Annotated in this window: 26 protein-coding genes; 11 read left to right on the top strand and 15 right to left on the bottom strand. The window is 40.3% G+C overall.

The genetic code is table 11. The features are described from left to right. Nucleotides 1-578: 578 nt before the first annotated feature. On the top strand, nucleotides 579-1,208 hold the full coding sequence (locus HC643_RS29745) for a CPP1-like family protein (protein WP_038076977.1): 630 nt from the start codon (nucleotides 579-581) through the stop codon (nucleotides 1,206-1,208). Nucleotides 1,209-1,275: 67 nt separating this feature from the next. Here the strand turns inward: HC643_RS29745 and HC643_RS29740 are convergent, their stop codons facing one another. From HC643_RS29740 to HC643_RS29725, 4 genes are all read right to left on the bottom strand, one after another. After that, nucleotides 1,276-1,974 carry an HAD family hydrolase gene (locus HC643_RS29740; protein WP_038076972.1) on the bottom strand — a complete coding sequence of 233 codons (699 nt, stop codon included), beginning with the start codon at nucleotides 1,972-1,974 and terminating at the stop codon, nucleotides 1,276-1,278. A 117-nt stretch (nucleotides 1,975-2,091) separates the two neighbouring features. Continuing rightward, nucleotides 2,092-2,796 carry an SDR family oxidoreductase gene (locus HC643_RS29735; protein WP_038076969.1) on the bottom strand — a complete coding sequence of 235 codons (705 nt, stop codon included), beginning with the start codon at nucleotides 2,794-2,796 and terminating at the stop codon, nucleotides 2,092-2,094. Nucleotides 2,797-3,648: 852 nt separating this feature from the next. Then, complete coding sequence (locus HC643_RS29730) at nucleotides 3,649-5,451, bottom strand: putative bifunctional diguanylate cyclase/phosphodiesterase (RefSeq protein WP_038076966.1); 1,803 nt, start codon at nucleotides 5,449-5,451, stop codon at nucleotides 3,649-3,651. Nucleotides 5,452-5,518: 67 nt separating this feature from the next. Then, nucleotides 5,519-6,250 carry a response regulator gene (locus HC643_RS29725; protein WP_038076963.1) on the bottom strand — a complete coding sequence of 244 codons (732 nt, stop codon included), beginning with the start codon at nucleotides 6,248-6,250 and terminating at the stop codon, nucleotides 5,519-5,521. A 280-nt stretch (nucleotides 6,251-6,530) separates the two neighbouring features. Here HC643_RS29725 and HC643_RS29720 point away from each other — a divergent pair, with 280 nt between their 5' ends. Further along, nucleotides 6,531-6,818, top strand: a complete 288-nt coding sequence (locus HC643_RS29720; protein WP_038076960.1) for a circadian clock KaiB family protein — start codon at nucleotides 6,531-6,533, stop codon at nucleotides 6,816-6,818. 130 nt (nucleotides 6,819-6,948) lie between these two features. After that, nucleotides 6,949-8,922, top strand: coding sequence for an ATP-binding protein (locus tag HC643_RS29715; protein WP_038076957.1), 1,974 nt, complete (start codon nucleotides 6,949-6,951; stop codon nucleotides 8,920-8,922). Between the two features lie 161 nt (nucleotides 8,923-9,083). On the opposite strand, the gene HC643_RS29710 is transcribed toward HC643_RS29715, so the two are convergent. Then, entirely contained in the window at nucleotides 9,084-9,332 is a 249-nt protein-coding gene (locus HC643_RS29710) for a hypothetical protein (RefSeq protein WP_038076954.1), read from the bottom strand. 18 nt (nucleotides 9,333-9,350) lie between these two features. Next, nucleotides 9,351-10,022, bottom strand: a complete 672-nt coding sequence (locus tag HC643_RS29705; RefSeq protein WP_038076951.1) for a DUF416 family protein — start codon at nucleotides 10,020-10,022, stop codon at nucleotides 9,351-9,353. Nucleotides 10,023-10,157: 135 nt separating this feature from the next. On the opposite strand from HC643_RS29705, the gene HC643_RS29700 reads away from it, so the two are divergent. Continuing rightward, nucleotides 10,158-10,331 carry a hypothetical protein gene (locus tag HC643_RS29700; RefSeq protein WP_153021441.1) on the top strand — a complete coding sequence of 58 codons (174 nt, stop codon included), beginning with the start codon at nucleotides 10,158-10,160 and terminating at the stop codon, nucleotides 10,329-10,331. A gap of 15 nt (nucleotides 10,332-10,346) precedes the next feature. On the opposite strand, the gene HC643_RS29695 is transcribed toward HC643_RS29700, so the two are convergent. Continuing rightward, nucleotides 10,347-10,694: a hypothetical protein gene (locus tag HC643_RS29695; protein WP_038076947.1), complete on the bottom strand. Its 348-nt coding sequence runs from the start codon at nucleotides 10,692-10,694 to the stop codon at nucleotides 10,347-10,349. A 279-nt stretch (nucleotides 10,695-10,973) separates the two neighbouring features. Here HC643_RS29695 and HC643_RS29690 point away from each other — a divergent pair, with 279 nt between their 5' ends. Then, complete coding sequence (locus tag HC643_RS29690; protein WP_082051897.1) at nucleotides 10,974-11,954, top strand: DMT family transporter; 981 nt, start codon at nucleotides 10,974-10,976, stop codon at nucleotides 11,952-11,954. Between the two features lie 3 nt (nucleotides 11,955-11,957). Here HC643_RS29690 and HC643_RS29685 read toward each other — a convergent pair whose 3' ends face one another. Continuing rightward, nucleotides 11,958-12,845, bottom strand: a complete 888-nt coding sequence (locus tag HC643_RS29685) for a phytanoyl-CoA dioxygenase family protein (RefSeq protein WP_038076944.1) — start codon at nucleotides 12,843-12,845, stop codon at nucleotides 11,958-11,960. A 618-nt stretch (nucleotides 12,846-13,463) separates the two neighbouring features. Here HC643_RS29685 and HC643_RS29680 point away from each other — a divergent pair. The 3 genes from HC643_RS29680 to HC643_RS29670 all read left to right on the top strand — a co-directional run bounded on the left by HC643_RS29680 (nucleotide 13,464) and on the right by HC643_RS29670 (nucleotide 16,350). Beyond that, nucleotides 13,464-13,859: a hypothetical protein gene (locus HC643_RS29680; protein WP_038076941.1), complete on the top strand. Its 396-nt coding sequence runs from the start codon at nucleotides 13,464-13,466 to the stop codon at nucleotides 13,857-13,859. 166 nt (nucleotides 13,860-14,025) lie between these two features. After that, nucleotides 14,026-14,799, top strand: coding sequence for a hypothetical protein (locus tag HC643_RS29675; protein WP_038076937.1), 774 nt, complete (start codon nucleotides 14,026-14,028; stop codon nucleotides 14,797-14,799). A 195-nt stretch (nucleotides 14,800-14,994) separates the two neighbouring features. Then, on the top strand, nucleotides 14,995-16,350 hold the full coding sequence (locus tag HC643_RS29670) for a cytochrome P450 (RefSeq protein WP_050046731.1): 1,356 nt from the start codon (nucleotides 14,995-14,997) through the stop codon (nucleotides 16,348-16,350). A gap of 76 nt (nucleotides 16,351-16,426) precedes the next feature. On the opposite strand, the gene HC643_RS29665 is transcribed toward HC643_RS29670, so the two are convergent. Next, entirely contained in the window at nucleotides 16,427-16,624 is a 198-nt protein-coding gene (locus tag HC643_RS29665; protein WP_038076931.1) for a type II toxin-antitoxin system HicB family antitoxin, read from the bottom strand. Nucleotides 16,625-16,776: 152 nt separating this feature from the next. On the opposite strand from HC643_RS29665, the gene HC643_RS29660 reads away from it, so the two are divergent. Together HC643_RS29660 and HC643_RS29655 are read left to right on the top strand one after the other, a co-directional pair. Then, nucleotides 16,777-17,028: a type II toxin-antitoxin system Phd/YefM family antitoxin gene (locus HC643_RS29660; RefSeq protein WP_038076927.1), complete on the top strand. Its 252-nt coding sequence runs from the start codon at nucleotides 16,777-16,779 to the stop codon at nucleotides 17,026-17,028. Further along, entirely contained in the window at nucleotides 17,025-17,450 is a 426-nt protein-coding gene (locus tag HC643_RS29655; RefSeq protein ID WP_038076924.1) for a type II toxin-antitoxin system VapC family toxin, read from the top strand. The genes HC643_RS29660 and HC643_RS29655 overlap by 4 nt, the downstream gene beginning before the upstream one ends. Nucleotides 17,451-17,461: 11 nt before the next feature. Here the strand turns inward: HC643_RS29655 and HC643_RS29650 are convergent, their stop codons facing one another. The 6 genes from HC643_RS29650 to tftA all read right to left on the bottom strand — a co-directional run bounded on the left by HC643_RS29650 (nucleotide 17,462) and on the right by tftA (nucleotide 22,065). Then, nucleotides 17,462-18,673 carry an RNA-guided endonuclease InsQ/TnpB family protein gene (locus HC643_RS29650; RefSeq protein WP_167844594.1) on the bottom strand — a complete coding sequence of 404 codons (1,212 nt, stop codon included), beginning with the start codon at nucleotides 18,671-18,673 and terminating at the stop codon, nucleotides 17,462-17,464. A gap of 367 nt (nucleotides 18,674-19,040) precedes the next feature. Further along, nucleotides 19,041-19,169, bottom strand: coding sequence for a hypothetical protein (locus tag HC643_RS42220; RefSeq protein ID WP_272899916.1), 129 nt, complete (start codon nucleotides 19,167-19,169; stop codon nucleotides 19,041-19,043). A 59-nt stretch (nucleotides 19,170-19,228) separates the two neighbouring features. Beyond that, nucleotides 19,229-19,723 carry a hypothetical protein gene (locus HC643_RS29645; RefSeq protein ID WP_038081976.1) on the bottom strand — a complete coding sequence of 165 codons (495 nt, stop codon included), beginning with the start codon at nucleotides 19,721-19,723 and terminating at the stop codon, nucleotides 19,229-19,231. 89 nt (nucleotides 19,724-19,812) lie between these two features. Then, nucleotides 19,813-20,145, bottom strand: a complete 333-nt coding sequence (locus HC643_RS29640; RefSeq protein ID WP_237265961.1) for a type II toxin-antitoxin system VapC family toxin — start codon at nucleotides 20,143-20,145, stop codon at nucleotides 19,813-19,815. Next, the gene (locus HC643_RS29635) at nucleotides 20,133-20,351 is read right to left on the bottom strand and encodes a hypothetical protein (protein WP_038081977.1); all 219 of its coding nucleotides are present in this window, start codon (nucleotides 20,349-20,351) and stop codon (nucleotides 20,133-20,135) included. Before HC643_RS29635 ends, HC643_RS29640 begins: the two co-directional genes overlap by 13 nt. 358 nt (nucleotides 20,352-20,709) lie before the next feature. Further along, the gene (gene tftA / locus HC643_RS29630; protein WP_038081999.1) at nucleotides 20,710-22,065 is read right to left on the bottom strand and encodes a hormogonium tapered terminus morphoprotein TftA; all 1,356 of its coding nucleotides are present in this window, start codon (nucleotides 22,063-22,065) and stop codon (nucleotides 20,710-20,712) included. Between the two features lie 263 nt (nucleotides 22,066-22,328). Between tftA and dnaG the strand changes: the two genes are divergently transcribed. Then, complete coding sequence (gene dnaG, locus HC643_RS29625; protein ID WP_038081979.1) at nucleotides 22,329-24,287, top strand: DNA primase; 1,959 nt, start codon at nucleotides 22,329-22,331, stop codon at nucleotides 24,285-24,287. The last annotated feature ends 59 nt before the right edge of the window (nucleotides 24,288-24,346 follow it).

The raw sequence follows: 24,346 nt of genomic DNA, 5'->3' as shown, positions 1-24,346 counted from the left end.
TGATTATTCAAATACTAGTGTAGTAATCAGGATTTTCAACAAAATAAAGCGCGAAGACTTTGGTAATGCCACCCTTGAACTGAAATTTAGGTTTTTGCGATCAACCTTGTGTCCTGCAAGCAGATGCTTTTCACCTTAGCCATGACAAGTGGGTAGTCCCGGACACTGTGCTACCCTGATGCAAGAAATTTAAAACAGTCTTAATTTTAAATCGATATGCGGCTTTATGGCACAAGGAATTAGGAGGTTAATTATTTAAAACAGTATTATGGTACAGCTAAGTTGCCAAATCTAAAAAAGAAAAGATAGTTTTTCATCAAAAATGCCTTGAATGTACTTTTTGCTCAAATTCTAGAGTAAAGCCACAGTGAAGGAACGGCATGAGGGGATACACGGAGTTCTTTTCATGTGTTAAAGTGTCTATAGTTAAAACTACTAGGTCAATGGAAGTTGCCCATGCTAATATCCAGGTAGGTTATACGAATTAATCAAAGCATTCGTTTCAACCAACTTCAACTTAAAGTAGTTTTTCTTTAACAAAAGATTGCCGCCGATTGAGGCTAAAGTTACAAACTTCCATGAGCGAGCAAAATCCTTACGAAAAACTTGGGGTATCTGAGGATGCTAGCTTCGATGAAATTCAGGATGTCCGCAGTCGTCTGCTGGAACAGTACAGTGGCGATGCTAAGCGTCTAGAAGTCATAGAGGCGGCATATGATGCAATTTTAATGGAACGCTTGAAAATGCGCCAGGAAGGCAAAATCAAAGTTCCAGAACGCATCAGGTTTCCAGAAAGGCTTGTACAAGCACCTCCCAAAGAAACTCAGAGCCCACGCGAGCAGTCGCCTTTGTGGCTGCAAACAGTATTAGATAAGCCAGCGCCTCAGGATATTTTACTACCAGGGGTTTGGTATCTCGGTTTAAGTACGATCGGCGTGTTTTATCAAGCTGGAGGCGATCCAGTGTTGCAAATGACACTGCTGTTAGGTATTGGTGTCTGTATTTATTTTCTCAGTCGCAAGGAAGGTAAATTTGGTCGTTCTGTTCTATTGACACTTCTCGGTTTAATTCTGGGTCTAATAGCAGGAGGACTTCTTGCAGCCTGGATAGTACCGCAAATACAGCAATTTATTAATCTAAATCAGAATCAGTTCTCTACAGTTGTAGCTTTCTTGTTGCTATGGCTTATTAGTAGTTTTTTAAAGTAGCTCATGGCTAATAGCTAATGGCTGACTACCATTAGCCATTAGCTATTAGCCGTTAGCAATCTCGCAATTAACCAACTGGCTGTAATGCTTGTTCTAGGACTAAATTCACGGCAGAACTGAAATCCTTAACAATTAAATCTGGTTGGTAAAGTTCTTGTTGGGAGCGATCGCGAATACCGCATTCCACTGCGATCGCCTTAATACCTTGCTTTTTGGCAGAAATGATATCGGCTTCTGTATCTCCCACCATCCAAGTGTCAAATGCAGGGGGAAGTTCTCTTATAGCCCTTGCCATTAACAAGGGTTTGTCGTCAGTATCGCGAGTTTTGATGTAGTCGTTGCTCAGACAGTAACAACGGTTTTCTGGAAAAAATCTCCCTAAATCGTATTTTTTGAAAGCATAATCTAGTTCCCGTTCCCGACGCATTGTCATGACAACCAAATCAATGCCAGCCTTTTGGACTTTTAACAGAGCCTCAACAGCACCAGGGGCTAAGGTATCGTACTCGAAATAAGGTTGGGTATGAACGGTTTGCTTTCGCAATTGCGAAAATTCCTGCGCTTGCGCTTCTTCCAAACCGGATATAACAGCAATTTGCTTTTCCGGAACACGCGATCGCTTCATTTGCCAAAATTCTGCTTTAGATAGTTCTCGTACCTCTTGTCCGGGGCGTTGGATTTTCTGCAAACAATATTGATAAACTTTGTAGTAACGTTCGGAAACATCAATGATGGGACCGTCAAAATCAGTAATAAGTCTTAACATTTCTTTTTAAAACTGAAAATTTACTTACAGACTATCCCAATTGATGCATAAGTGTGGTTTTAAATATCTAATGAATGTGTTTTGAATTACTTATCACTCTAGCCGGAGAGTCATCTTTTAAAAAAATAAATGACTATCGGGTTGGATATTAATTTCTAAAGGAACTGCTTGAGGTTCAGCGCATAGAGCAAAGAAAATGGCATTGGCTGCAGTTTCTGGGCTGAGCATTTTTTTCCGGTCTACCTTTAAGCTCACATTGTCCCAGAAAGGAGAATCCACTCCACCAAAATAGAATAACGTAAACTTGATGCCAAAGCGTTTCAGTTCCTCTGCCATACACTTGCTAAAGCCAACAACACCAAATTTAGAAGCAGAGTAAGCTGCAGCCATTGCCATTGAATGTTTGCCCAAAATGCCCACAACATTACAAATATGACCGGATTTGCGCTTTTGCATTTCTTGGGCTGCTTTTTGACAGGTGTAAAAACTGCCTTTAAGGTTGACTTCCAGCATCTTGTCCAAATCGTCAGGCTCCAAAGTGTTGTACGACTTGAGTATCCCAACACCAGCTGCATTGACCAAAACGTCAATTTGACCAAAACTGGCAAGCGTCTTGGACATCAGTGTATCTACTTGTTGAAGGTTAGTAATATCTGTAGGAACACTCAAAACTTGTCCTGGTAATTCAGCCGCCAGTGCCGTCAGGCGATCGGCATTCCTTGCTGCCAGTACCAATTTTGCGCCTGTAGGGGCTAGTTGTCGAGTCAGGGCTGAACCAATACCACCAGTGGCACCAACAATAACGATGACTTTATCCTGCATAGATTTTTTTACAATTATTTATAATTATTAACATAATACTTGATAAACTGCTTTGTTACAAAAGTCTTCGCTTTATTGAAAATAATTCTTTTTCTTGTGTTTTTTTTGCTTCTTGTGGTAAGGGCGTCGCGCTCGCCAGTTTGTTCACCCTAGGATACTCTTGAGTCCCCCTTTTTAAGAGGGATTCAGGGGGAGCTAAAAAATTAGGAGGCTCAACAAGTCAATTGAAAACGCTCCCTAGCCGTTTTGATGTTGGGTGGCAATGCCCACCTAGCCCATCTAGGCTAATTTGTTAAGTGAAATGCCCACTAACATCAAACGTGGGCTTTAGCCCTACCTACACATTTTCCAGGTTTCACGCCTTATCACTCTTTTATGACTCTAGATAGAGAATCATCGAGACGACTCGAAGTCGCAACTACAAAAACAAAGTCCGCCTAAGCAGACTTATACCAAGTTTTATTAGATTGTATTATTTGCTTGAAAGCCAGTTTAGTAGGAAGCTTAATTCCAAACAATCCTATCTTTAACAACTTTATATTGCGTCAAACTAGGGGATCAAAATTAATTTGGTAAGAGTCATAAAAGAGGCTTATTCTAGACAAGAGTAATTCGATAAAATTTTCAGTTTTATCTAATAGTAATAATTGTTTGACAAAGACACGCACTAATTTCTTGTAATAAACTAAAATCACAGCTAGTTGCTAAAAATGTCTCTGGCATATTTTCCTCTATAGAATAGAGTAAGCTATCTTGAAAGACCTATGCTACATCAGTTATACTGACTGCGAAAAAAATTGTACGAGATCGGTAAAATCGCATGAATATGTTAGTTAAGCTCGAGCAATTGCCTCACAACCACTGTGGAGGGGTTTGAAGTAGCCGCATTGCAGATTCAGCATTTAAAGGAGGAGAAAAGAAATACCCCTGTCCAAACGCACAACCCAATGTTCTCAAATGTTGTAACTGAGAAGACGTTTCTACACCTTCTGCGATCGCTTGTATTCCCAGGCTATCTGACAGAGCAATAATTGCTCGAATAATTTCAGTATTTTGCCCGTCATTTTGAATGCGACTGATAAAAGATCGATCTATCTTGAGCGTATTTACGGGTAAGCGCTGTAGGTAGCTCAAAGAAGAGTAGCCCGTACCAAAATCATCAATGCTTAAATGGATTTCTCGGTATTTTAATTGCTCTAAAATACTAGCAGCAATTTCAGCGTTTCCCATAATACCGCTTTCAGTAATCTCTAGCCTGAGATCCCGGCGATCTAACCGACTTTCTTGTAAAAGACTATCGATTTCTTGAATCAGATTGGTACGGGTAAGATGTTTGACTGAAAGATTAACACTCATTTTTATGGAATCTGCAATCAATCCTTCATTTTGCCAAAGACGAAGCTGACGGCATGCTTCCCGCATCACCCACAAATCGATTTTTATAATTAACTCTGACTGTTCTGCAATAAAGATAAACTGATTGGGAGAAAGCAGCCCTTGTTTTGGGTGTTGCCAGCGAACTAAAGCTTCAAAGCCTACTATCCTACCACTCGTTAAGGATACAATTGGCTGATAGTAAACAATAAGTTCATTCTGTTCTGTAGCTTGCCGCAAATCGGTTTCAATTTCCAAACAATTTAAGGCATGATGATGCATTGCCGGGTCAAAAACTTGATAGCAACCCTTGCCTATTCCTTTAGCTTGATACATGGCTGTATCAGCATCACGAAGTAAATGTTCTGGCTGTTCGTAGCTCTTATTGCCCAGTACGATTCCAATACTGACATTGCTAAAGATATCACTTTGACTGACTTTAAATGAAATTGTAAATTCTTGGAGGATGCGCTCTGCGACTGTCGTTACAGCCTGAACATTTTGAATATTTTCCAAAAGAATTGTGAACTCATCGCCTCCCAAACGAGCTAGAGTACTACCTGGAGGAAGGCACGATTCCAAGCGACGGGCGATCGCAATCAACAGTCGATCTCCTACGAGATGCCCAAGAGAATCATTGACTATTTTAAAGCGATCGCAATCCAAAAACAGAATAGCAAATAAAAAATTTGGATACTGCTGTGCATGTTCGAGTAACTGTTGCAACCGCTCCATAAGCCAAGCACGATTTAATAGTCCAGTCAAGCTATCGTGGAGTGCTATATGCAGTAATTTTTCCTGTAGTTTTTGGCGTTCCACAATCTCCCGTTCTAGTTGAATGGTACGCAAGCGAACTCTCTCCTCAAGTTCTACATTTAACTTCCGAATTTCTTGTCGCGCTGCTTGAAGACTGAGATGTGTATCAATGCGAGCAAGCAACTCTTCTAAATGGAATGGCTTAGTAACGTAATCTACACCTCCAACCTCAAATGCCCTCACCTTATCTATGACTTCATTGGCAGCACTTAAAAAAATCACGGGAATTTCACGCGTCTGTGTATCCATTTTTAGACGCTGGCAAACCTCATAACCATCTTCTTCTGGCATCCTAATATCCAACAAGATTAAATTGGGGAGCGCAGTTTGTGCCACAACAAGTGCCATGGCACCACTCGTAACGCTCCGTACTTTGTATCCCCTTTCTATCAACGTTGTTGACAAAAATCTTAAATTCTCTAGTGTATCGTCAACAATCAAAATGTCACCCTTACATACAGCCATAATGATTTGCAGTTCTAGATAAAAAGAAGTTTATGGTTCTGAGTTCTCCAAAAAGTAAACGCAATTGCTATTCGCGTTTTATAAGTTGTTGAGTTATATACATTATGCAGTCATACTGAAAGTCATTCACTAAAGTTTGGAGTGCATTTGATATCATACAATCTGATTCAGAAATTTCTTGAATCAAAGGAATCATCAGGTCTAAATCTGCAAGGGTGGCAGCTTGATGAAGTCGAACAATCCAAGATCTGGGCATTTTGGAAAGATGTGATTGAATCTCAGCAAAAGAAATATCTTTATTTGACTTTTTGTCATCTATCTGTTGATAGATGTATGAAATATGTAAATATTCTGCCAGTTTTTCAAAAATGACAGATTGCAGAAATGGTTTGCGAACAAAATCATCACACCCAGCCGAAAGCATAAGAGCTTTGTTTTCTTCGAGCGCACTTGATGTTAACGCAACAATAATTGTTGCCCGTCCTTTAAGATGTGCAGTGTATCCGCAAAACCGGGCAAAGCTATGATTGAGATCCAACTGCTTGAGTTCAATAGCAGTCGAGTTAATGTGATTGATAATGCGGGGAGCTTCTAGATAATTCTCTAATTTTTCATGGAGGCGATTGCTAATTTCTGTTTGCAATTGACTAACTGTACCATAAATAACTTCTTGCTCGCTTCGCCAAGATAACCATCTAGTAATGCTGACAGTTCCTATTAACAAAATTACAAACGGACTGATAACAATCGACCATAATGGCAGTTGCCATTTCTGAGTTTTAGAACGAATTTGCAGCATCTTCAATCAAATAATCGTGCCTACTTTATCTATAGCAATCCTATCTGTTTTATAGGAATTGAAAGGCTCAAAGTCTCAACTAATTTAAGAAGTTAGGTACCTTGTCTGTAACCATTTTGACGGAATTAAAATAACTCATTGGCATACTACAGAAGCTCCGCCTCCCTAACTATCGGTTAAGAGAAATACTTCGTTGGTTTGAATAAAAAAATATTACTCAAACTTATAATAACTCTGATGAAGAAAAGTAAATATACATAGGTTATGACTTAAAAGACTGATGAGTGATAAATATTTGCTCAAACTTTATATTACCGGGTATACACAGAGGTCTCGGCAAGCCATCTCCAATCTAATTCAGTTGTGTGAATTTTATCTGAAAAATAAACACGAGATAATTATTATTGATGTGCTGGAGCAGCCACTAGTTGCTGAAGGTGAAAAGATTTTATTAACCCCTACTTTAATCAAAGAATTTCCTTTGCCAAAAGTACGCATAGTCGGGGATTTATCAGACACTCAAACAGTTATCTTAGACCTAAATATTCCGCGAGAGCGATCGCCCTGAAATTTAGTAGGAGTTCTTCTCTTCCTATAGGAAGAGTTACAAACATAAGTCTTTGGGTAAGATGCTCTCGACTCAAAAAGTGATTATGATTTACTTATAATAAACAACTTACCAAAGTTAACCTAAAAAAGTGGATGCTAAATGTAATATATTGCTTCTATTGGTCTCGCCTGAAAAAACAAAGAATATCCCAGCTTTGTTAAGTCAGGGTAACTTGGCCAAGAATTATAAGTATACTTGTATCTCAACAAAAGCAGATTATATTTCTCATTTACATTTAGAATGGGACGTTATTGTGGTTGAAGATTGCCTAAAAGACATGGAGGCTTTAGAGGCATTGCGTTTGGCACAAGCACAAAAACAGAATGTTCCTTTTATCATTGTTAACAGTACAAATAGCGTCTCTATGGCTGTAAAATGCATGAAAAGAGGAGCTACAGACTACCTGTTACAAGAGGAATTGGCGCAACTTCCCCAAATTATAGAACAAATAATTGCTAAAAAAATACAATCGATAAAGAGTAAATCGCCAAAAATTGATTTAGAGCAAGAACTGCAAAAACAAACAACAGAACTCAGACAGCAAAAAGAGCACATTCAGCAAATAGAAGCAGCAGCGCAAAGAATTGAAGCACAGCTGCAAACACTGATAGCAAAGAACGCTGATGGGATTATAGTTGTTGACAAGCAAGGTATTGTACGGTTTATTAACCCTGCGGCTTTGGATCTCTTTGGTTGCAAACAGGAGGAACTATTAGGTGAATTGTTTGGTTTTCCTGTTGTATGTGGTGACAATACAGAAGTTGATATTTGTGGTTGCAATAAAGAAAATAGTGTAGCAAACTCTTGCTCGGACAAAATTGCTCAAATGCGTGTGGTAGAAATTGAGTGGTATGGAAAGATAGCATATCTTGTGTCTTTAAGAGATATTACCGAACGCAAACGGGCGGAGGAAGAGCGGACTAAACTTTTGGAACAAGCTCAAGCAGCCAACCGTATCAAAGATGAGTTTCTCTCCGTGCTTTCTCACGAACTGCGAACACCACTGAACCCTATATTAGGCTGGGTAAAACTTTTACAAAGTGGTAAGCTAGATCCTCTTAAAACCACTGAGGCTTTAGCAACGATTGAACGTAACGCTCGCTTGCAGATACAACTTGTGAATGACTTGCTGAGTGTTTCTAAAATTTTGAGCGGTAAATTAACCTTAAATCCGGTTGCTGTCGATTTGACAACCACTATTGCATCTGCCATTGAAAGCGTCCGTCTAGCCGCTCGAGCTAAATCAATTGAACTAGTCACTATACTCGATCGCAATGTAGGTTTGGTATTTGGCGATCCCAAGCGTTTGCGACAAGTGATTTGGAACTTACTTTCTAATGCTGTTAAATTTACACCATCTACAGGACGCGTCACAATTCGTTTAGAAAAGATTGATGTATATGCTCAAATTCAAGTAAGCGATACGGGCAAAGGTATTAAACAAGATTTTTTACCTTATATATTTGATTATTTTCGCCAGCAAGATAGCAGTTACTCAAGGAAGTTTGGCGGCTTGGGTTTGGGTCTCCCTATCGTTCGTCACTTAGTTGAACTACATGGTGGAACCGTTCAAGCAGAAAGCCTTGGTGATGGTAAGGGAGCTACTTTTACCGTGAGGCTGCCATTAATACATTCTTCCTCTTTAACGCAGTCAGAAAGTACTCAAAATAATGATGTCTTGGATTTAAGCGGAGTTCGCGTGCTGGTTGTGGATGATGAACAAGAAAATAGAGATTTTTTAGTAGTTCTGTTAGAAAGTTATGGTGCTTCTGTCCGTGCTGTTGCTTCTGCACATGAGGCACTGGTATCGTTGATCGAACAACCGCCACATTTGCTAGTTAGCGATATCGGATTGCCCGGTATGGATGGCTATACTCTCATCAAGGAAATCAGATCTTTACCACCCGAACGAGGTGGTAAAATACCCGCGATCGCTCTTACTGGATTTTCCGGTGAGGCGGCTCGAAAACAATTACTTGGAACTGGCTTTACGCTTCATTTATCTAAGCCGATTGAACCTAATATCTTGGCTACTGCTATTGCTCATCTAGTTAATATCTAACAATTGACCGTGATTCCTAGCTTCGAGCCGATGGCTGCGTCGGGGAATAATACATCTAATACCAATTCTATGTGAAGTTGCACATTATTGCCCTCACTCTAGAAGAGTGGGGCTATACAAACAAAGCCTGCCTTCGCAGGCTAATTGTATGCAGCTTTATATTAAATTGGTATAAGAGTAGGATAGCGAAACAGAAAAGATTCATATATGGGAACTACTGTCTCTACATCGTTTTTTTGTAATAAAAATTCTGCCACGAGAATAGCATAGGGATCTGATGTTTTTCGCCAGGGAAAGTCTCGCCTGTTTTGGTTTCCCCAGCTAAACATTTGTTGGCGAAACCAATGAATTTTTTCTGGAGTGAATCTTTCTGCCATCTTCTCTTCTGTCTGGATAATTTGACTTTTCATGTTGTTGCTAATTGGCTCTCAAGATAAATCTATAAGACTTTTTCCGTCGTTGTTAGAAGAAATTCGCAGCCATTGCAGAAATTCTTCGGTCAAGATAGGCGTTTCTTTGAGGCGCTGCAAGTCCTCATTTTCTTTTGTCATTTCTCTTACCGTAAAAGGGTGGTTAATGATAATTTTTTCTTGCTCTTCCAAAGATTTTTCTTCCCACTTTCCTTGTTTTTTTTGTTCTTGAGAAGCTTCATTTTCCCAATTATCATCTAAATATTCTCCTTGCCAATTCAAATATATCCAAAGAGTCTCATAAGCACAGTCAGCTACCATTCTGACAAGCTTTGAATTCCCTTCTAAACAAAGTTCTAAAGCATAGCAGACCGATGCTGCTGCATACCGAGCTTCAGAAACATATTCAGAAAAATTATTATCGTGGTCGTGGGGAATCGCCTGTTCGCAATCAATTATCAACTGACGCAACTTAACTTCATAAATGTATTTGCTTTCAAGAAGAAGCCATACTTCATCTAAAGCATTTCTCAGCAATGATGAAGTATTCCAGTCAGATTCTCTAGCAAAGATATAATAATTGGGCAACAATCTTTCACAAATCGAAGCAGCAAATGCAATTTTATGATAAGGAGAAAGCGTTTTTGCTTCTTCTTCCAAAATATCCAATTGAAGATATTCAAGTTTCATATTCAAGAATACTTTAGTTGCTAATATTTTTTTTATGGTTTTGGCAGGACAAACGCACCTTGTCAATAAAAATAGCACATTCTCAATAAACACCTAATTTTTCGCACTAAAACCTATTTATTGAGAATTAAAGCCATGATAATTTTTACCTTACGTCTAAGGAAAAAAAATAAAATTAACGAAAAACCTTATGCGTCAAGTACACAAACTAAGTTTTTTGTCCATTTAGTTTTGTTAATTTTAGATGTGTTTGCCCTGGTGGTTTTGGTCGATGTCATTGGAGGAGGACAAATCCCCGTACTGCGATAGTCGGGGAGGGTTACCTTATCCATCTTTTAGGAGAGAGTCAAACTCGGCTTGTAAAGCCTTAATGTCTGCAATTCTTGCAACCAGTAAATTATCACTTCCAGCATCTATTAAACGCGAGTTCCAATACCAAATACTCTCGGACCGATCCAGCCAAAAATTAATCACACTGTTTATAACCTCATCTTTCTCCCAACCCCATTTGGGAGGTACGGGTTCTACGGATTGAATAAGCGCATCAAGTGTGCATTTGTGGCTGCTAACATATTCCAAAGCTAATTCCTGAGATTTTTGCCAGATCTGTTGTTGGTGCGTGAAAAAATCCACAACTGAAGACACGCCTACAATATCAAATGCGTATTTCATTCTCATCCTCCCAATTTGTGAATGTTTTTATGCAGTCTTAAGTTTTAAAAATGTTGTACTCAAAAACAATTGTTTGTCTTCTGAAAGAAGTTAGTAAATTACTAAGAAGATTGGCACTAAAGCCTTGTGAGTGCTAATTTCCAGACCCTTGAAAATTAGCATTAAAGCTCTTAGAGTGCTAAAGTTTGTCTGGAAAAAATTTAGCAGTTTCGTACATTGAGTGCTAATGTTTATAAGGGTGTTTATCTTAAATTATTAAAGATTTATCTGGCTTGAAAAGTGATAGATAATAATTTTAATATTTTTTTAATATTTTCAGGGACAGATTTTAAGGGCGAAATAGCGGCTTTGTCTGCTGCGTGTCTGTGGGCTGTAGCATCAACGATTTACGGTCGATTGGGAGAGCGCATCCCGCCGTTACAACTGAATCTGCTTAAAGGGATTATCGCGATCGCATTTCTCTTACTAAGCATCCCAATAACTGGAGAATGGTTGCCTAATATAACTGTTTTGCCGTTGTGTTTGCTCTTAACAAGCGGCATTGTGGGTATTAGCTTGGGAGATACAGCCTTTTTAGCAGCCATAAATTACTTAGGAGCGCGTCGCGTTCTAGTTATAGGAACCCTTGCTCCACCAATTGCAGCCATACTCGCTCTAATTTTTTTACAAGAAAAAATAAATTTGAGCGCTTGGTGCGGAATTCTGCTAACTGTTCTGGGAGTTGCTTGGGTGATAACAGAACGCACTCCCGATGAAGGGACACGGACACGCGAAACTAAAGAGACAGGGAATGTAGCAGCACCTTTGTTTGCATCTCCTTTTTGGAAAGGAATCGGCTTTAGTTTGCTAGCAGTCATAACAAACGCTACAGGAATGGTGCTTTCACGAGCAGCATTTATCGATCGCAGTATAAACCCATTATGGGCAGCTTTACTGCGTTTAAGTGCTGCCGAGTTAGTTCTCCTGATCTGGTTTACCTTACGAAATAGGCAAGGTAACTATAAGGGAAAAACATTACACTCAAGACAATTTGTAATGACAGCGATCTTTGCTTCCTTCTGCGGTACTTTTTTAGGAATTTGGTTGCAACAGACTGCTGTCAAATTTACAGCAGCCGGAATTGCGACCACTCTAATGCAGACTAGCCCGCTATTTGTGATTCCTCTTGCCAAATTTATGGGAGAGCGAGTCAGCTTGAGAGCTATTGCAGGTGCTGTAGTTGCGATCGTTGGTGTTGGATGGCTGTTTTACCTCAAGTAAACTTTACACGCTACCCCGCCAAAAAACGCACTGCTGCTGTTGTTCGGAAAACTTTTTAGAAAGAAGAAGCAAATCTTCGTCTGGTAAAGAAGACTTGCAATAAAATGGGAACCTTGGCTGCCTGGAAGTATAGTCGTAAAATATGGCAAATCTATCTGAAGCTACAGGTACCTTCCCGCGATGGAAAACGCTTGCAGTGCCGGCAAAAACGACTGTTCCTGCTAACCCAGTGCAAGATTTGTGATTTAAGGGGGAGATGGCTCGACTCATGGTTGTGTGTCTGATATAGCCATGCTTGTACTTAAGAGCGCGGGTGGCTTCTGGAGTTAAAGACTGGGGAATATATTGAAAAGGACCGTTATCCTCATTAATATCATTCAGATAAACAATGATTTTGAGCAGTTTTCGATCTTCTGTGTCCATGTGCCACAACCTTGATTTCTTCTCAACGATGTTGGCTATATCTCTACGAAAATATGCACCGTGATAGGCTACTGGCAAACCAAGATAATTCTCAACAATATTTAGTAAACGCTGTTCTAGCCCCCAAAGAAAGATTTCTGGAGATGCCATTATTTGTTTGGAAGTGGCATGAACAACGTACTCATTTTTTTCTCCAGAGGTTATTGTTGGTATCTTTGGCATCAAGTTTTTTGCCGCCTCAAACATTTGTGGGCTTGAAGGAAGTGAGAGTGCCTCTAATGATGTAATGACAACTCCCTCTGTATTCAGAGTCTCTACTATTTCTCGGTCGGTATCAGATAAAGCAGGTAAACATTTGGTATGATTTTTTACAAAAATCTGATATTCTAAATCAGCACTATTTTTTACAAACGATATTTCATAGAGGTTTCTGAACAGTCGATTACGTACTTGCGTAGCAATAGTCATTGTTTTATTGGTAAATTATGAAACAATATTATTTCAGCCCTTACTAGGGATTTTACGCATTTTTTTGTCTGAAATGTTATATTTTTATCAAATTTTATAGTGATTTTATAAAACGGGTGATTCAGGGTTAATGTCCTACAGTATTCAAATATTCAGCTTTAAGGCTTGTTCTCCGGATATTTTTTTCTTGAAGATTTGTTACTTGAGTCAATAAGATTACTGAGAGGCAATACGGAGTTCTCTGTCTGTGCCCGTCAAATAAATAGCCTCAAGGATTTTGTATAAATCAGTTTTTGTAAAGCTTGAAAAACACCTTGTTTTACGTATTTTTTGTTAATTGACGGGGAATACACAATTTTTCAGTATTTGCGTACCCTCATAGTTTATCTTTACTACAGGTAATAAATCTTTAGATTTATCAAAAATTTATTTATTTAGATACATGAAAGTTTAAATACTTTATTATGAGAGCGTCAAAATTTTTACACTTCAACAAGAGAGCAGTTTTGTCCTATGCTGTTTATTAACGTGAGTTCGATAAAGTTTTTTATTAATTCAGTCAAAGCGGAACAATCAAACTTGACAGACAAACAAGAACACACAGGAGTCTGAGTAAAAATGAGGTTTATTGTCAGCCTAATCCTGTTGGGATTTCTGAGTGCGTGTACGACGAGTGTACTTGCACCAACCTCCCAATTGGTTCAAAAAGCACTTACGCTTGAGGTAGAGCAAACTCAGCAAAGACTCAACCAACAACTTGATTTAAATTTTCAAGGATTTGAAATTAACCGACTGTCAATTACTCAAGAACAACCCCTAACGATTCAAAACTTACTGACTTACCGCGTTCGAGGAACCTACGAACTTACGTTCAAGTTACAAAAACGGCAAATAAAGCAATCTCAAAAACCCTTTGAACTTTACCTACAACTTCAGAAAGAAGGTAAAACTTGGCGTTTACTGCTTCCTGAAAGTGGGGTTAAAGGTTCTTGGCGGAGTTATTTGGTTCGTTAGTTGTTAGTGGGAAACGGAGTCACCAAGAACACAACGTTCTGGATCGTTTTCATAGTGAGGATCTACCGATCGCAGGATTCAGTTGAAAAACCATCACAAGCATTTCTGCTTTACGTCCAATTCACGTCAAAGATAGAGGTGATACCGCGCTCGGAGATATAGCAAAATGTATTTCACCTTTTTTATCAGTTCCAGTATTGGTGTTTTGGTTTTCGTATTGCTGGTTTTTAGCTTGCTGCAATGGTTTCACGTACCGACTGGAAATTTCCTGGATTGGGTTATTGGTGGTGCAAGTTTTTGGTGGTTGCTCGCGATCGTCACTGTACCTTGGAACGTGCATTTTCAAGCAAAAGAAGTTTTGGCGGAAGCTGCACAATCTACTGAAAAAGGTATTCCAGTGGATGAAAAACAGTTAGATTATGTCAGGGTTTTGGCTAAGCGATCGCTTTTGGTTGCCATTGCGTTACACTTAATTTCAGCGATCGCTCTTTATGTTCTTGCTGCAGCTGGTATTAGTGCAGTCGGTTACATCGGTTCTGGTGCTGCTTTGTTATTGACTGGGTTGCGTCCGGCTGTCAGCGCTTACGAGTATCTCTATGCAAGGTTGACAATGATTCGCCAAGAATGGACGTATCCGCGTGAAGATATAGTGGAACTCCGTTCTCGTTTCCGTACTCTTGAAGATACTGTCAAGCGCCTAGAAGAACAACTGAATCCAGAACAACCCTACTCCCTAGCTGCGAATCAGCAAGTTTACACAGACGAAACTCGCAAAGACTTAGCCCGTCTTGCTGCTAATATTGAAGAGTTACGTGCTACCAATCAGACAGAACACGAACGTTTGGCAAGAGAAGCACGACAAGCAATAGCACAGCTTTCGACTGATGGGCAATTTTTAGACCACGTGCGCGAGATTATTCGTTTCTTCAAATCAGCCTGATAAGCAGTGAGGCATTTAAGTTTCTCATGCTGGCTGAGGGGAAGAAGGGGGGAGTGGGAGAGAGGGGGAGGGTTTTACTCAGTTTTGCCAAAATCTTAGAATATACAAGTTATATGCAAGGGCAGCTTAACTGTTTTTTACAGATAATGATAATCTAAGCAGTATTCTTTTGAAGAGCCAACTTTACATAATAAAATGACCCAAGCGCAAGGAAAACTCCCCAAAGGATCTCAAGCCCCTCAGTGGCTGCAGAAAATTCAGTGGATTACCAACCCCCTGGGTTACATGGATGCTGCGAAACAGCACTATGGTGATATTTTCAATGCACCAGTGATTGGGAACGACTCGTGTTTGTTATTCGTGAGCGACCCCCAAGCACTTCAGCAGATTTTTTCGGGTCATAACAATCAATTTATCGCTCCTCCTAACAGGCTTTTGCAACCCGTAGTAGGAGATCGCTCCATATTTGTGCTCGAAGGCGATCGCCATCGGAAAGAACGCAAACTTTTGATGCCACCTTTTCATGGCGATCGGATGTTCTCTTATGGAAAACGCATTTGCGAACTCACTGAGAAAGCAATGTGCAAATTGCTTCCCGGTCAGGTTTTCGTTGCACGGGCTCTTATGCAAGAAATCTCCCTAGAAGTTATTCTCAATGTTGTCTTCGGGATTTATGAAGGGGAGCGTTGTTTTCAAATCAAACAGTCCATCGTTGACTTACTAAATGAATTTCGATCGCCTTTTACATCGGGTTCGCTCTTCTTTCCATCTCTTCAAAAAGATTTCGGGACGTGGAGTCCTTGGGGTTCCTTCCTCAAAAAACAACAGCAAATCAATAAGCTCTTGTTTGCTGAAATTCAAGAGCGCCGTCAACAGCACGATCCTTCACGTACAGACGTTCTCACATTGCTTTTACAAGCACAAGATGAGGATGGCGAGGCAATGACAGATGAACAATTGCGGGACGAGTTGATGACGCTGTTAATAGCAGGTCATGAAACCACAGCTACGGCAGTTGCTTGGGCACTGTATTGGGTACATCGAACGCCAAGCGTCCAAAACCAACTGCTCCATGAGTTAGAAGCTCTAGGTACAAATCCAGATCCAATGGCAATTGTTCGTTTACCTTATCTGACAGCAATTTGTAACGAAGCTTTGCGGATTTACCCAATTGCAATGCTAACAGTACCTAGAGCCGTGAAAGAACCTGTCGAATTAATGGGCTACCAGTTACAACCAGGTACAAAGCTCTACGGATGTATTTACTTAACTCATCGTCGTGAAGATTTATATCCAGAACCAGAACAATTCAAGCCAGAGAGGTTTTTAGAAAGGCAGTTTACTCCCTATGAGTTTTACCCCTTTGGAGGTGGAATACGTCGTTGCATTGGCGAAGCTTTAGCATTGTTTGAGATGAAGCTAGTTCTCGCCACAATGATATCCCGCTATCAAATGACTTTAGCAAGCAACAAACCAGAGATTCCCCAACGGCGGGGAGTAACTTTAGCTCCCGGTACGGGTGTAAAGCTAGTTTTAAATGGTAAACGGTAACGATGTAAGCATTATTGGGAGAGAAAATTTATTTTGGTAAGTGTTTTTGATGTGATATATGTCATTTTTTAATCAACTAAGCCGCTTTGTTAACCTTTGGTTCTGGCAGTGGTTCACCTGTTGCTTCATAAGCCATAATTAGGGATTCTAGGGCTTCAATACCATTTGCAACTGCTTCCTCATAGCTATCCCCATGAGTCCGCCAACATTGTCCAGGGAAATCAGAAAATCCTACCAAGAAGCATCTGTCTTCTTCTGACCATTGAATCAACATTTAATACTTAAATTTACTCATCTCCTTGCTTCTCCTGCTGTTGCTTCTCCTCTACTTCTTTTTATTTAACTAGTCCTGACGCACCAGAACCCAGAGATTGCCATCGCTCCTAACTTTTGCTACTATCTAGACAGTCTAGCCAGTTAAAAATTATGAAGCAATGGCAACTTCAAGAAGCTAAAAACAAATTGAGCGAAGTGATTGAGGAAGCAATCCATCAAGGTCCCCAAGTAATAACCAAGCGAGGAGTGGAAGTAGCGATCGTTCTTTCTTATCGAGAGTATCAAAAAATGTTGTCTGCCCAGCAAAAGCTTTCTACGTTTTTTCAGACATCACCGCTAGCAGAAGTTGAGTTGGATTTGAGTCGGGACAAGAGCGATGCTAGAGAGGATGTGGCGTTGTGAGTTATTTGCTCGATACTTGCGTTATCTCCGAACTGATTGCGAAGCAACCAAATCAACAAGTGGTTGAATGGATTGATGAGCTTAATCCCGATCTCATCTACTTGAGTGTAATTACAATAGGTGAAATCTGTAAAGGTATTGAAAAATTGCCTCTCTCTAAACGCAAAACAGAATTACATACATGGTTAAACGATGAGTTACTGATTCGCTTTAGCAATAAAATTTTAACAATTGACATTGATGTCATGCGAACTTGGGGGACGTTGAATGGTAGATTAGAGCTGAATGGTCAGCGTATGGCAGCGATAGATTCATTGATTGCCGCTGTTGCATTAAATAAAGATTTTACTTTGGTAACACGCAATGAAGCAGATTTTCAACAGGCTGGGGTTAGGTTGATTAACCCTTGGAACGCTGTTTGACACTCTCCGCCCTATAAGGGCGAAGATTCTTCAATCACAGACCCAACTTGCTGATACAGGATTTCTCCAGTATGAGTAGAGGTCGAATCTCCTGAAGCGTTCGGATAGTAGATCCAAGTTCCCGTATGCCCTACGGTACTCAAGGCTAATTTCAGAATATTGATAGCGGCATTCGAGTCTCTATCTATTACAAAGCCGCATTCGCAAACATGGGTTCTTGTAGATAAAGATTTTTTGACTATTGCGCCACAACTGAAGCATTCTTGAGAAGTGTAGGCGGGGTTAACCGCAACAGTTATCCTGCCAAACTTCACCCCAAAATACTCCAACCATTTTCTGAATTTATACCAACCAGCATCATTAATAGATTTAGCGAGACAGTGATTTTTCACTAAATTTTTAATCCTCAAATCTTCATAGGATACCAAGTCGTGAGATTGGATTACGCAACGCGCCAGTCTCTTGGCGTGTTCTTCACGTTGCCTACTTATTTTGAGGTGTACTCGCCCTAATTTATTAATAGCTTTCTTACGGTTGGCAGAGCCTTTCTTTTTACGAGAAACGCGCTTTTGTCTAAATTTTAGACGTTTCTCTCCTGTGCGATAAAACCTTGGGTTAGGTTCACTATGTCCATTGCTGTCGGTATAGAATTCTTTAAGTCCTACATCCAAACCAATGGTTTTCCCTGTGGGTTGTGTTTCTAATTTGTTGTCTACACTAATCAGAAATTGAACATAATACCCATCAGCACGACGAACTAATCTAACTCGTTTTACCTGTTCTAATTGGTAGAAGTTTAAATCCCATGTTCCTTTCAGCTTGAGCGTACCAATACCTTTTTTGTCGGTGAAGGTTATTTGTTTCCTGGTCTCGGAAAGTGACCACCCAGAGGTTTTATACTCCACTGAGCGAGAATTTTTCTTGAACTTTGGATATCCCTTTTTACCCGGAACAGACTTTTTGCAGTTGTCGTAAAAACGAGCAATAGAACTATAAGCCCGTTCAATAGAAGCTTGGCAAGCACTAGAATTCAGAGCTTTTACAAATAGGAATTCTCTTCTCAATGACTTACTAAGGCGATACATTTCTTTTTGTCCCACGCCTCGATTATCCATCCAAAAACGGATACTCTTATTGCGAACAAATTGAGCCGTCCTAATCGCCTCATCAATGGCAGTATATTGAGTCGTTTTCCCTTTGGCTTTGAATTCTAAAACAATCATTTTCCGTGGAAAACTTCTACGCAAAATATTATAACACAAATAAAGTCGCCCTAGAAGGGCGAGGCTTTAGACCCATTCTCTTGGTAATAATTTCCCAGAGCCGTGTCTAGCACTTAATCAACCATGCAGCTGCTTATGAAATTTTGCGATCGCATCTGAATATTAAGTCCTGTTAATTAGTTACGATTAAATGGTCTATGCAAACCCCGGAAAACATGTCCCTATTCCCCCATCGCTCCCTGTAAGTAATTGCATTATCGTGCTATAAACTCTATTCTGTCAAAGCATCGAGTTTAACCTACTTTCTATTTCTAATGCGCTGAAGGTCTTACCAAAACTCTTCTATTGTTACTTTATCTAGCAATTCTTATCTTTCTTGTGTATAGTCACGGCTTCTCCATCCTACTTGTTGTAAAAACCGGATAGCATCAACTTGACCCAAATGTTCCACTAAAATTTGATAACCTTTTTTTCTCAGTTCTATTGGTGCCATCATTTGTTTCTCTCCTTGTTTTAAATATTATCCTCTTTTTGAATTTTTCAACCTAGTTATTATTAGAATATTTTAGGGATAGCCATAAAATCTATCTCATTTTCCTGAGGACAGTGAATAGCTCTACCAAAAGAATCGCCAGTTTCTGCATCGATGACTTCCACAATTTTAGCACGATCGGTGCAGATACTTCTACCTTTAGACATTCTCAACTCACCTTGGACAAAATAAGTCACTATCCACACCATTCGGTTGGTAGAAATCGATGATTTGTAAAGCCCCATTTTTGCTGCAAACTCCTGATATGTTGTAAGTTTTGCTTCGGTTATCTGTATATTCCTAAACTTTTTAGTAACACGGTCAAGCGGAATCAAGCGACTTTCTGGTAGGTTATTATTTGCAGGGTATATTCGCAATTCTGAATTTCTTGGTATTGCTTGATTCATTTGCTTTTTTGTTTGTAATTGTTTAGCTGTGACCGTCTGCAATACTAATAAAGTGGTGATGTTAGCAAATACAAAAGTAGATAATGAAATTTTTGTAAAAATGTTAATCATGTTCTTACTTTAATGAACCCTACTTGATTAAGAGTTTATCGAGTTATGGATACTGAGAAAACAAGCCGTCAATACTGGCTAGCTTCGCTTTATAATTTAGTGCTATAGCGATAATCAAGCGATCGCACATTGTCTTTGTGAACAGGAGATAAGCTGACTGCTAAGTAAGCAATTTCAGCAGTCAGTGGCAACAATGTAATGCCAGTTGGTTCCAAAGCCATCTGAAACCAGAGATCGGCTGTGCAAGGTAATTCCAGTCGTCCTCGTTGTTGCGCGAGAGCAACTTCGTAGCAGGATACTGGGGAAATACCCACTAAGTCAGCAGTTTCGATAATTTCTCGCCAGTGCGCTGGAAATCGCTCGAACTCTTGGTTGATAAACCAAATCCAGATATGGGTATCGAGAATAATTACTTGAGACATTCCCAATCCTGTTCTTCAATGATAGGGCTAACCAGATCGCCTAAGGTTCTACCTTTACCTGCGATGGAAGCAGGGGGAGTCCGACGCTTTATTGGTGTGGTATCCTCCAGAATTGTCACAATCACACGGGCAGATGATACTTTCGGCTCTGAAGTTAGCCATTTAATCTGACCGTTTTCAAAAATAGCTTCATAACTTTTAAGCATTTTTCCCTCCCGATTTCATAGTTTTAAGAATACTGACCTGCTGAAATCAGCCTTTCCTTTTCTTGTAACCGCTTTAATTCATTAAATCGTAGAATTTCAACAGTGCTGAGCTAGTACATAACTCATGGATTTTGACGTAATTGCGCGGCAGTAAATGTTTTCATAGTGTTTCTACCAACTTTATTAACTCACAAAGATTCATATTTATATTCTTATATCAATTCTTTATAAAGATGTGTATACCATTTTTGTATAAAGATGCATCGAATTAGCCCGCGTAGGCGGGCTTTGTTTGTATAGCCGCACATTTCTAATGTAAGGGTGTCGTAAGCGCAACTTCCGCAGCAACGCCCAACACTTACAGTAACCCTGCTGATTCATAAAGTCGTTTGAGCATAGCCACGATCTTATTCCCGTAGTCCAAATCGGCTGACCACCTTCCCGATAACTGGTCAACCGTTGAAGCAATACCCCTTGTCACAAATCGAAATCGCGGATCTACAACTTCTTGCACTAAGGGTTCCAAACTTGCGTAGGCTTTCAAATGTTGGATATGTGCCCGAACCCCAATTCTAGCACTCCCAAACGAAGCAGCTTCTGTACCTCCACCAATAGTACCCAACCCAGCAAAATTATTTTGTTCGGATCTTATATCCCCGCCAAATTGTAAAAACTCAGTTTCCAAACACATTTGGCAAAAAGCAATATCATAATTTACCCCTTCGATCGCAGCTTCTTCCCTGTAGAGTTTTGGTAAGTCGGGAAACTGCACTATGGCATTTTCATTGTTATTTCTTAAAAAGATTTGCAACTGCACTTCCGACGCATTACCATGTGACATAATTCTGTCAATTTGACCGGGGCAAATTTGTAAAATTGAGCGTAAGGATAAAGTGCGACTGGTGGCTTCCCAAGAAATTGCAATACTAAACTCGCGCAGTTCAACAGCTTTTACGTAAACAACCCGGCGATAAGTCACACGACGGACATTGGGTGCTTTAGACAAATCAATTCGCAAGCGATCTACTAAATCGACGGGAATGTAAGCATTCCCGTTGATGAGTATTCCTTGCTCTGAGTAATTTTGTCCATTGATATTGATATGGATTGCTTGATAAGTCGCTTGTTCAGGTTCCGTAGCTGTAGCGGAGTTGACTTCGCGACTCCAAGAAACTAGACCCTCAGCAATTCCTACAGCAAAATCACGACGGCGAGTTTGCAGCAAAGTGCGATCTTCAGGACTCGAGAGAAAACCAACTTGCATTAATAAGGAAGGAACGGATGTTTGCCGACAAAATGTTAAATTTCCCATTCCCGACGTTGCATCTGACTTCACTCCTCTATTAGGCAATTGAGGAACGCGACGCAGTAGCCCTACAAGCAGTAACTCAGCATGGCTCTTGCGATCTTCATTATTTGTAATGTAAAATACACTGGCACCACGTACAGAGGGATTGCTAGCTGCATCACAATGAATTTCCAAAGCAACATCTTTTTGACGAGCACGGGAGTTGATCCACGTTATGGTCTGCTGAGCACTCAAATCATCGGGAACTACCAAAATTTCAATATTACGCGCTCTCAGTTCTGAAACAATCAGATCTCGCAGGAGAATCATTTCTTTTGCTTCATTGGTACCTCCAGCGATTGAACCCGGATCGATACCAGATGCTTCTTTACCTCCATGAGCTGCTGACAGAAAAATACGTCCCATAATTAGTCCTGCTTCCTGTATAACGAGATTTTCTTCTTCGTACCAAGCGTACTTCCGCACCAATGAATATAATATTGCTAATGGCTAATGGCTAATAGCTAATTGTGAATTGCCGTTAGCCATGAGCCATTAGCCCTTTGGGTATCTCCTTACGGAGACGCTTCGCGTTGCGAAGCTATGCCCGCAGGGCTATACGCTAGTCCCCTACGGCGGGAGACCCGCCTCCAGGGCTAGTCTCACCATTAGCTATTAGCCGCTTCCAAATGCACATCCCCCGCTTGCACCCAGATACAATTGATGAAGTTAAGCACAGAGCTGATATATATGATGTCGTATCGGAACACGTTGTCCTACGCAAGCGCGGGAAAGACTATCTAGGTTTGTGTCCCTTCCACTCAGAAAAAAGCCCGAGCTTCACTGTCAGCCAAACCAAACAAATGTACTTTTGTTTTGGCTGTCAAGCGGGAGGAAATGCTATTAAGTTTCTGATGGACTTGGAAAAGCGCTCTTTTAGTGAAGTGGTTTTGGATTTAGCACGGCGTTACCAAGTTCCTGTCAAAACTCAAGAACCCGAACAATGGAAAGAATTGCAACGTCAGGTTTCTCTACGGGAGCAACTGTATGAAGTTCTTGCTGTAGCAGCACAATTCTATCAACACGCTCTCAAGCGCAGTGGCGAGAATGCAATGCAGTATTTGCAATCCAAACGCCACTTGAAAGAAGAAACAATTCAACATTTCGGTTTTGGATATGCTCCCCCCGGTTGGGAAACGCTTCACCGTTATTTGGTCAGCGATAAAAATTACCCCGTACAACTGGTAGAGAAAGCAGGTTTGATTAAACCTCGCAAGGAAGGAAATGGTTATTATGACGTGTTTCGCGATCGCATCATGATTCCGATTTGCGACGTACTCGGGCGCGTTATTGGTTTTGGTGGTAGAACGTTAGGAGATGACCAGCCAAAATATTTAAATTCCCCAGAAACAGAAGTCTTTCTCAAAGGGAAAACTTTATTTGCTCTGGACAAAGCTAAAGCAGCTATTTCCCAACAAGATCGTGTTGTAGTTGTGGAGGGATATTTTGATGCGATCGCTCTCCATGCTGCGGGTATTACCAATGCTGTTGCTTCCCTCGGGACAGCCCTAAGTTTAGAACAAGTCCGCGCCTGCTTGCGTTATACAGAATCCAAACAGTTAATACTGAATTTTGACGCTGATGCTGCGGGGACAAATGCTGCAGAAAAAGCCATAGGAGAAATTGCAGCACTTGCGTACAGTGGCGAAGTTCAGTTAAAAATTCTCAACATACCTGATGGCAAAGACGCCGATGAGTACTTGCTGAAAAACAGCCCGGAAAACTACAAACATCTCTTAGCCACGGCTCCTCTTTGGCTTGATTGGCAAATTCAGCAAATGACAAAAAACCGCGACTTAAAGAAAGCTACCGACTTTCAGCAAGTGTCGCAACAAATGGTGAAATTACTGAAAAACATTGGTAATTCTGATACACGCAATCATTATGTTTCTTCTTGTGCAGAAATTTTAGCTCAAGGGGATGCCAGATTAGTACCGCTAAGAGTAGAAAATTTGCTGTCTCAAATTCCTGCTTCATCCAGACAAGGAGTCTTACCGCCTAAGTTATACAAACCGCAAGAGAGAGAGATACGGCGATCGCATCAACAAGAAAGCACAAACACACCGGACAACACCTCCATTGCTCTCAGTCCCGAACAGATTCTTTTAGAACAAGCAGAAGCTTTATTACTGCGAATTTACTTGCATTATAAAGAATATCGTCAAGCTATAGTTGCAGCACTAGAAGAAAGGGATTTGCAATTTAGCCTTTCTCATCACCGATTTTTGTGGCAACAAATTTTGGAAATTCCAAATGAAATGGAAACCAATTTACTATCAACTGTACAAGATAGATGTCTGGAGTTTCCTGAAGAAACAGAATTAGTCGCTCACTTATTTCATTTAAATGAGAAAACTCAAAAAGAAATATTACTCCGCCATGAAAAACTGGTTCAAGCAGCAACTGCTTCAATGGAAGCTGTCATAAGAGAGAAGCGTTACCGCTATTTTCGCGAACTTTTCGATGGAACAGATCCTCAGGTAGAACCGGAAAAATGGCACTCATATTACCAAGCTTTCTATGCTGAAAAAATGCGGCTTCAAGAATTAGATCGCCAGCGCCAATTTTCCATATCAGATTTATTATGATTTGAAACTGGTTCAATCGCTTCCTGAAAATTATCATGCAACGCGTGGGCGGATTGCAC

It is taken from the genome of Tolypothrix bouteillei VB521301 (assembly GCF_000760695.4).
In the GTDB taxonomy this organism is placed as follows: Bacteria; Cyanobacteriota; Cyanobacteriia; order Cyanobacteriales; family Nostocaceae; genus Scytonema; species Scytonema bouteillei_A.
Note: the sequence above shows the minus strand (reverse complement) of the source record. Positions and strands in the feature narration are given on the sequence as shown.

Coding starts and splice junctions, on each gene's coding strand:
- HC643_RS29685 (WP_038076944.1), bottom strand. CDS start 12,845: ATGACTATTGCTACGCAAGTACGTAATCGACTGTTCAGAAACCTCTAT.
- HC643_RS29640 (WP_237265961.1), bottom strand. CDS start 20,145: ATGTCTCAAGTAATTATTCTCGATACCCATATCTGGATTTGGTTTATC.
- HC643_RS29745 (WP_038076977.1), top strand. CDS start 579: ATGAGCGAGCAAAATCCTTACGAAAAACTTGGGGTATCTGAGGATGCT.
- HC643_RS29645 (WP_038081976.1), bottom strand. CDS start 19,723: ATGATTAACATTTTTACAAAAATTTCATTATCTACTTTTGTATTTGCT.
- HC643_RS29740 (WP_038076972.1), bottom strand. CDS start 1,974: ATGTTAAGACTTATTACTGATTTTGACGGTCCCATCATTGATGTTTCC.
- HC643_RS29670 (WP_050046731.1), top strand. CDS start 14,995: ATGACCCAAGCGCAAGGAAAACTCCCCAAAGGATCTCAAGCCCCTCAG.
- HC643_RS29720 (WP_038076960.1), top strand. CDS start 6,531: ATGAGTGATAAATATTTGCTCAAACTTTATATTACCGGGTATACACAG.
- tftA (WP_038081999.1), bottom strand. CDS start 22,065: ATGGGACGTATTTTTCTGTCAGCAGCTCATGGAGGTAAAGAAGCATCT.
- dnaG (WP_038081979.1), top strand. CDS start 22,329: ATGCACATCCCCCGCTTGCACCCAGATACAATTGATGAAGTTAAGCAC.
- HC643_RS29730 (WP_038076966.1), bottom strand. CDS start 5,451: ATGGCTGTATGTAAGGGTGACATTTTGATTGTTGACGATACACTAGAG.
- HC643_RS29700 (WP_153021441.1), top strand. CDS start 10,158: ATGATAATTTTTACCTTACGTCTAAGGAAAAAAAATAAAATTAACGAA.
- HC643_RS29635 (WP_038081977.1), bottom strand. CDS start 20,351: ATGCTTAAAAGTTATGAAGCTATTTTTGAAAACGGTCAGATTAAATGG.
- HC643_RS29675 (WP_038076937.1), top strand. CDS start 14,026: ATGTATTTCACCTTTTTTATCAGTTCCAGTATTGGTGTTTTGGTTTTC.
- HC643_RS29705 (WP_038076951.1), bottom strand. CDS start 10,022: ATGAAACTTGAATATCTTCAATTGGATATTTTGGAAGAAGAAGCAAAA.
- HC643_RS29735 (WP_038076969.1), bottom strand. CDS start 2,796: ATGCAGGATAAAGTCATCGTTATTGTTGGTGCCACTGGTGGTATTGGT.
- HC643_RS29660 (WP_038076927.1), top strand. CDS start 16,777: ATGAAGCAATGGCAACTTCAAGAAGCTAAAAACAAATTGAGCGAAGTG.
- HC643_RS29680 (WP_038076941.1), top strand. CDS start 13,464: ATGAGGTTTATTGTCAGCCTAATCCTGTTGGGATTTCTGAGTGCGTGT.
- HC643_RS29650 (WP_167844594.1), bottom strand. CDS start 18,673: ATGATTGTTTTAGAATTCAAAGCCAAAGGGAAAACGACTCAATATACT.
- HC643_RS29710 (WP_038076954.1), bottom strand. CDS start 9,332: ATGAAAAGTCAAATTATCCAGACAGAAGAGAAGATGGCAGAAAGATTC.
- HC643_RS29725 (WP_038076963.1), bottom strand. CDS start 6,250: ATGCTGCAAATTCGTTCTAAAACTCAGAAATGGCAACTGCCATTATGG.
- HC643_RS29665 (WP_038076931.1), bottom strand. CDS start 16,624: ATGTTGATTCAATGGTCAGAAGAAGACAGATGCTTCTTGGTAGGATTT.
- HC643_RS29695 (WP_038076947.1), bottom strand. CDS start 10,694: ATGAAATACGCATTTGATATTGTAGGCGTGTCTTCAGTTGTGGATTTT.
- HC643_RS42220 (WP_272899916.1), bottom strand. CDS start 19,169: ATGATGGCACCAATAGAACTGAGAAAAAAAGGTTATCAAATTTTAGTG.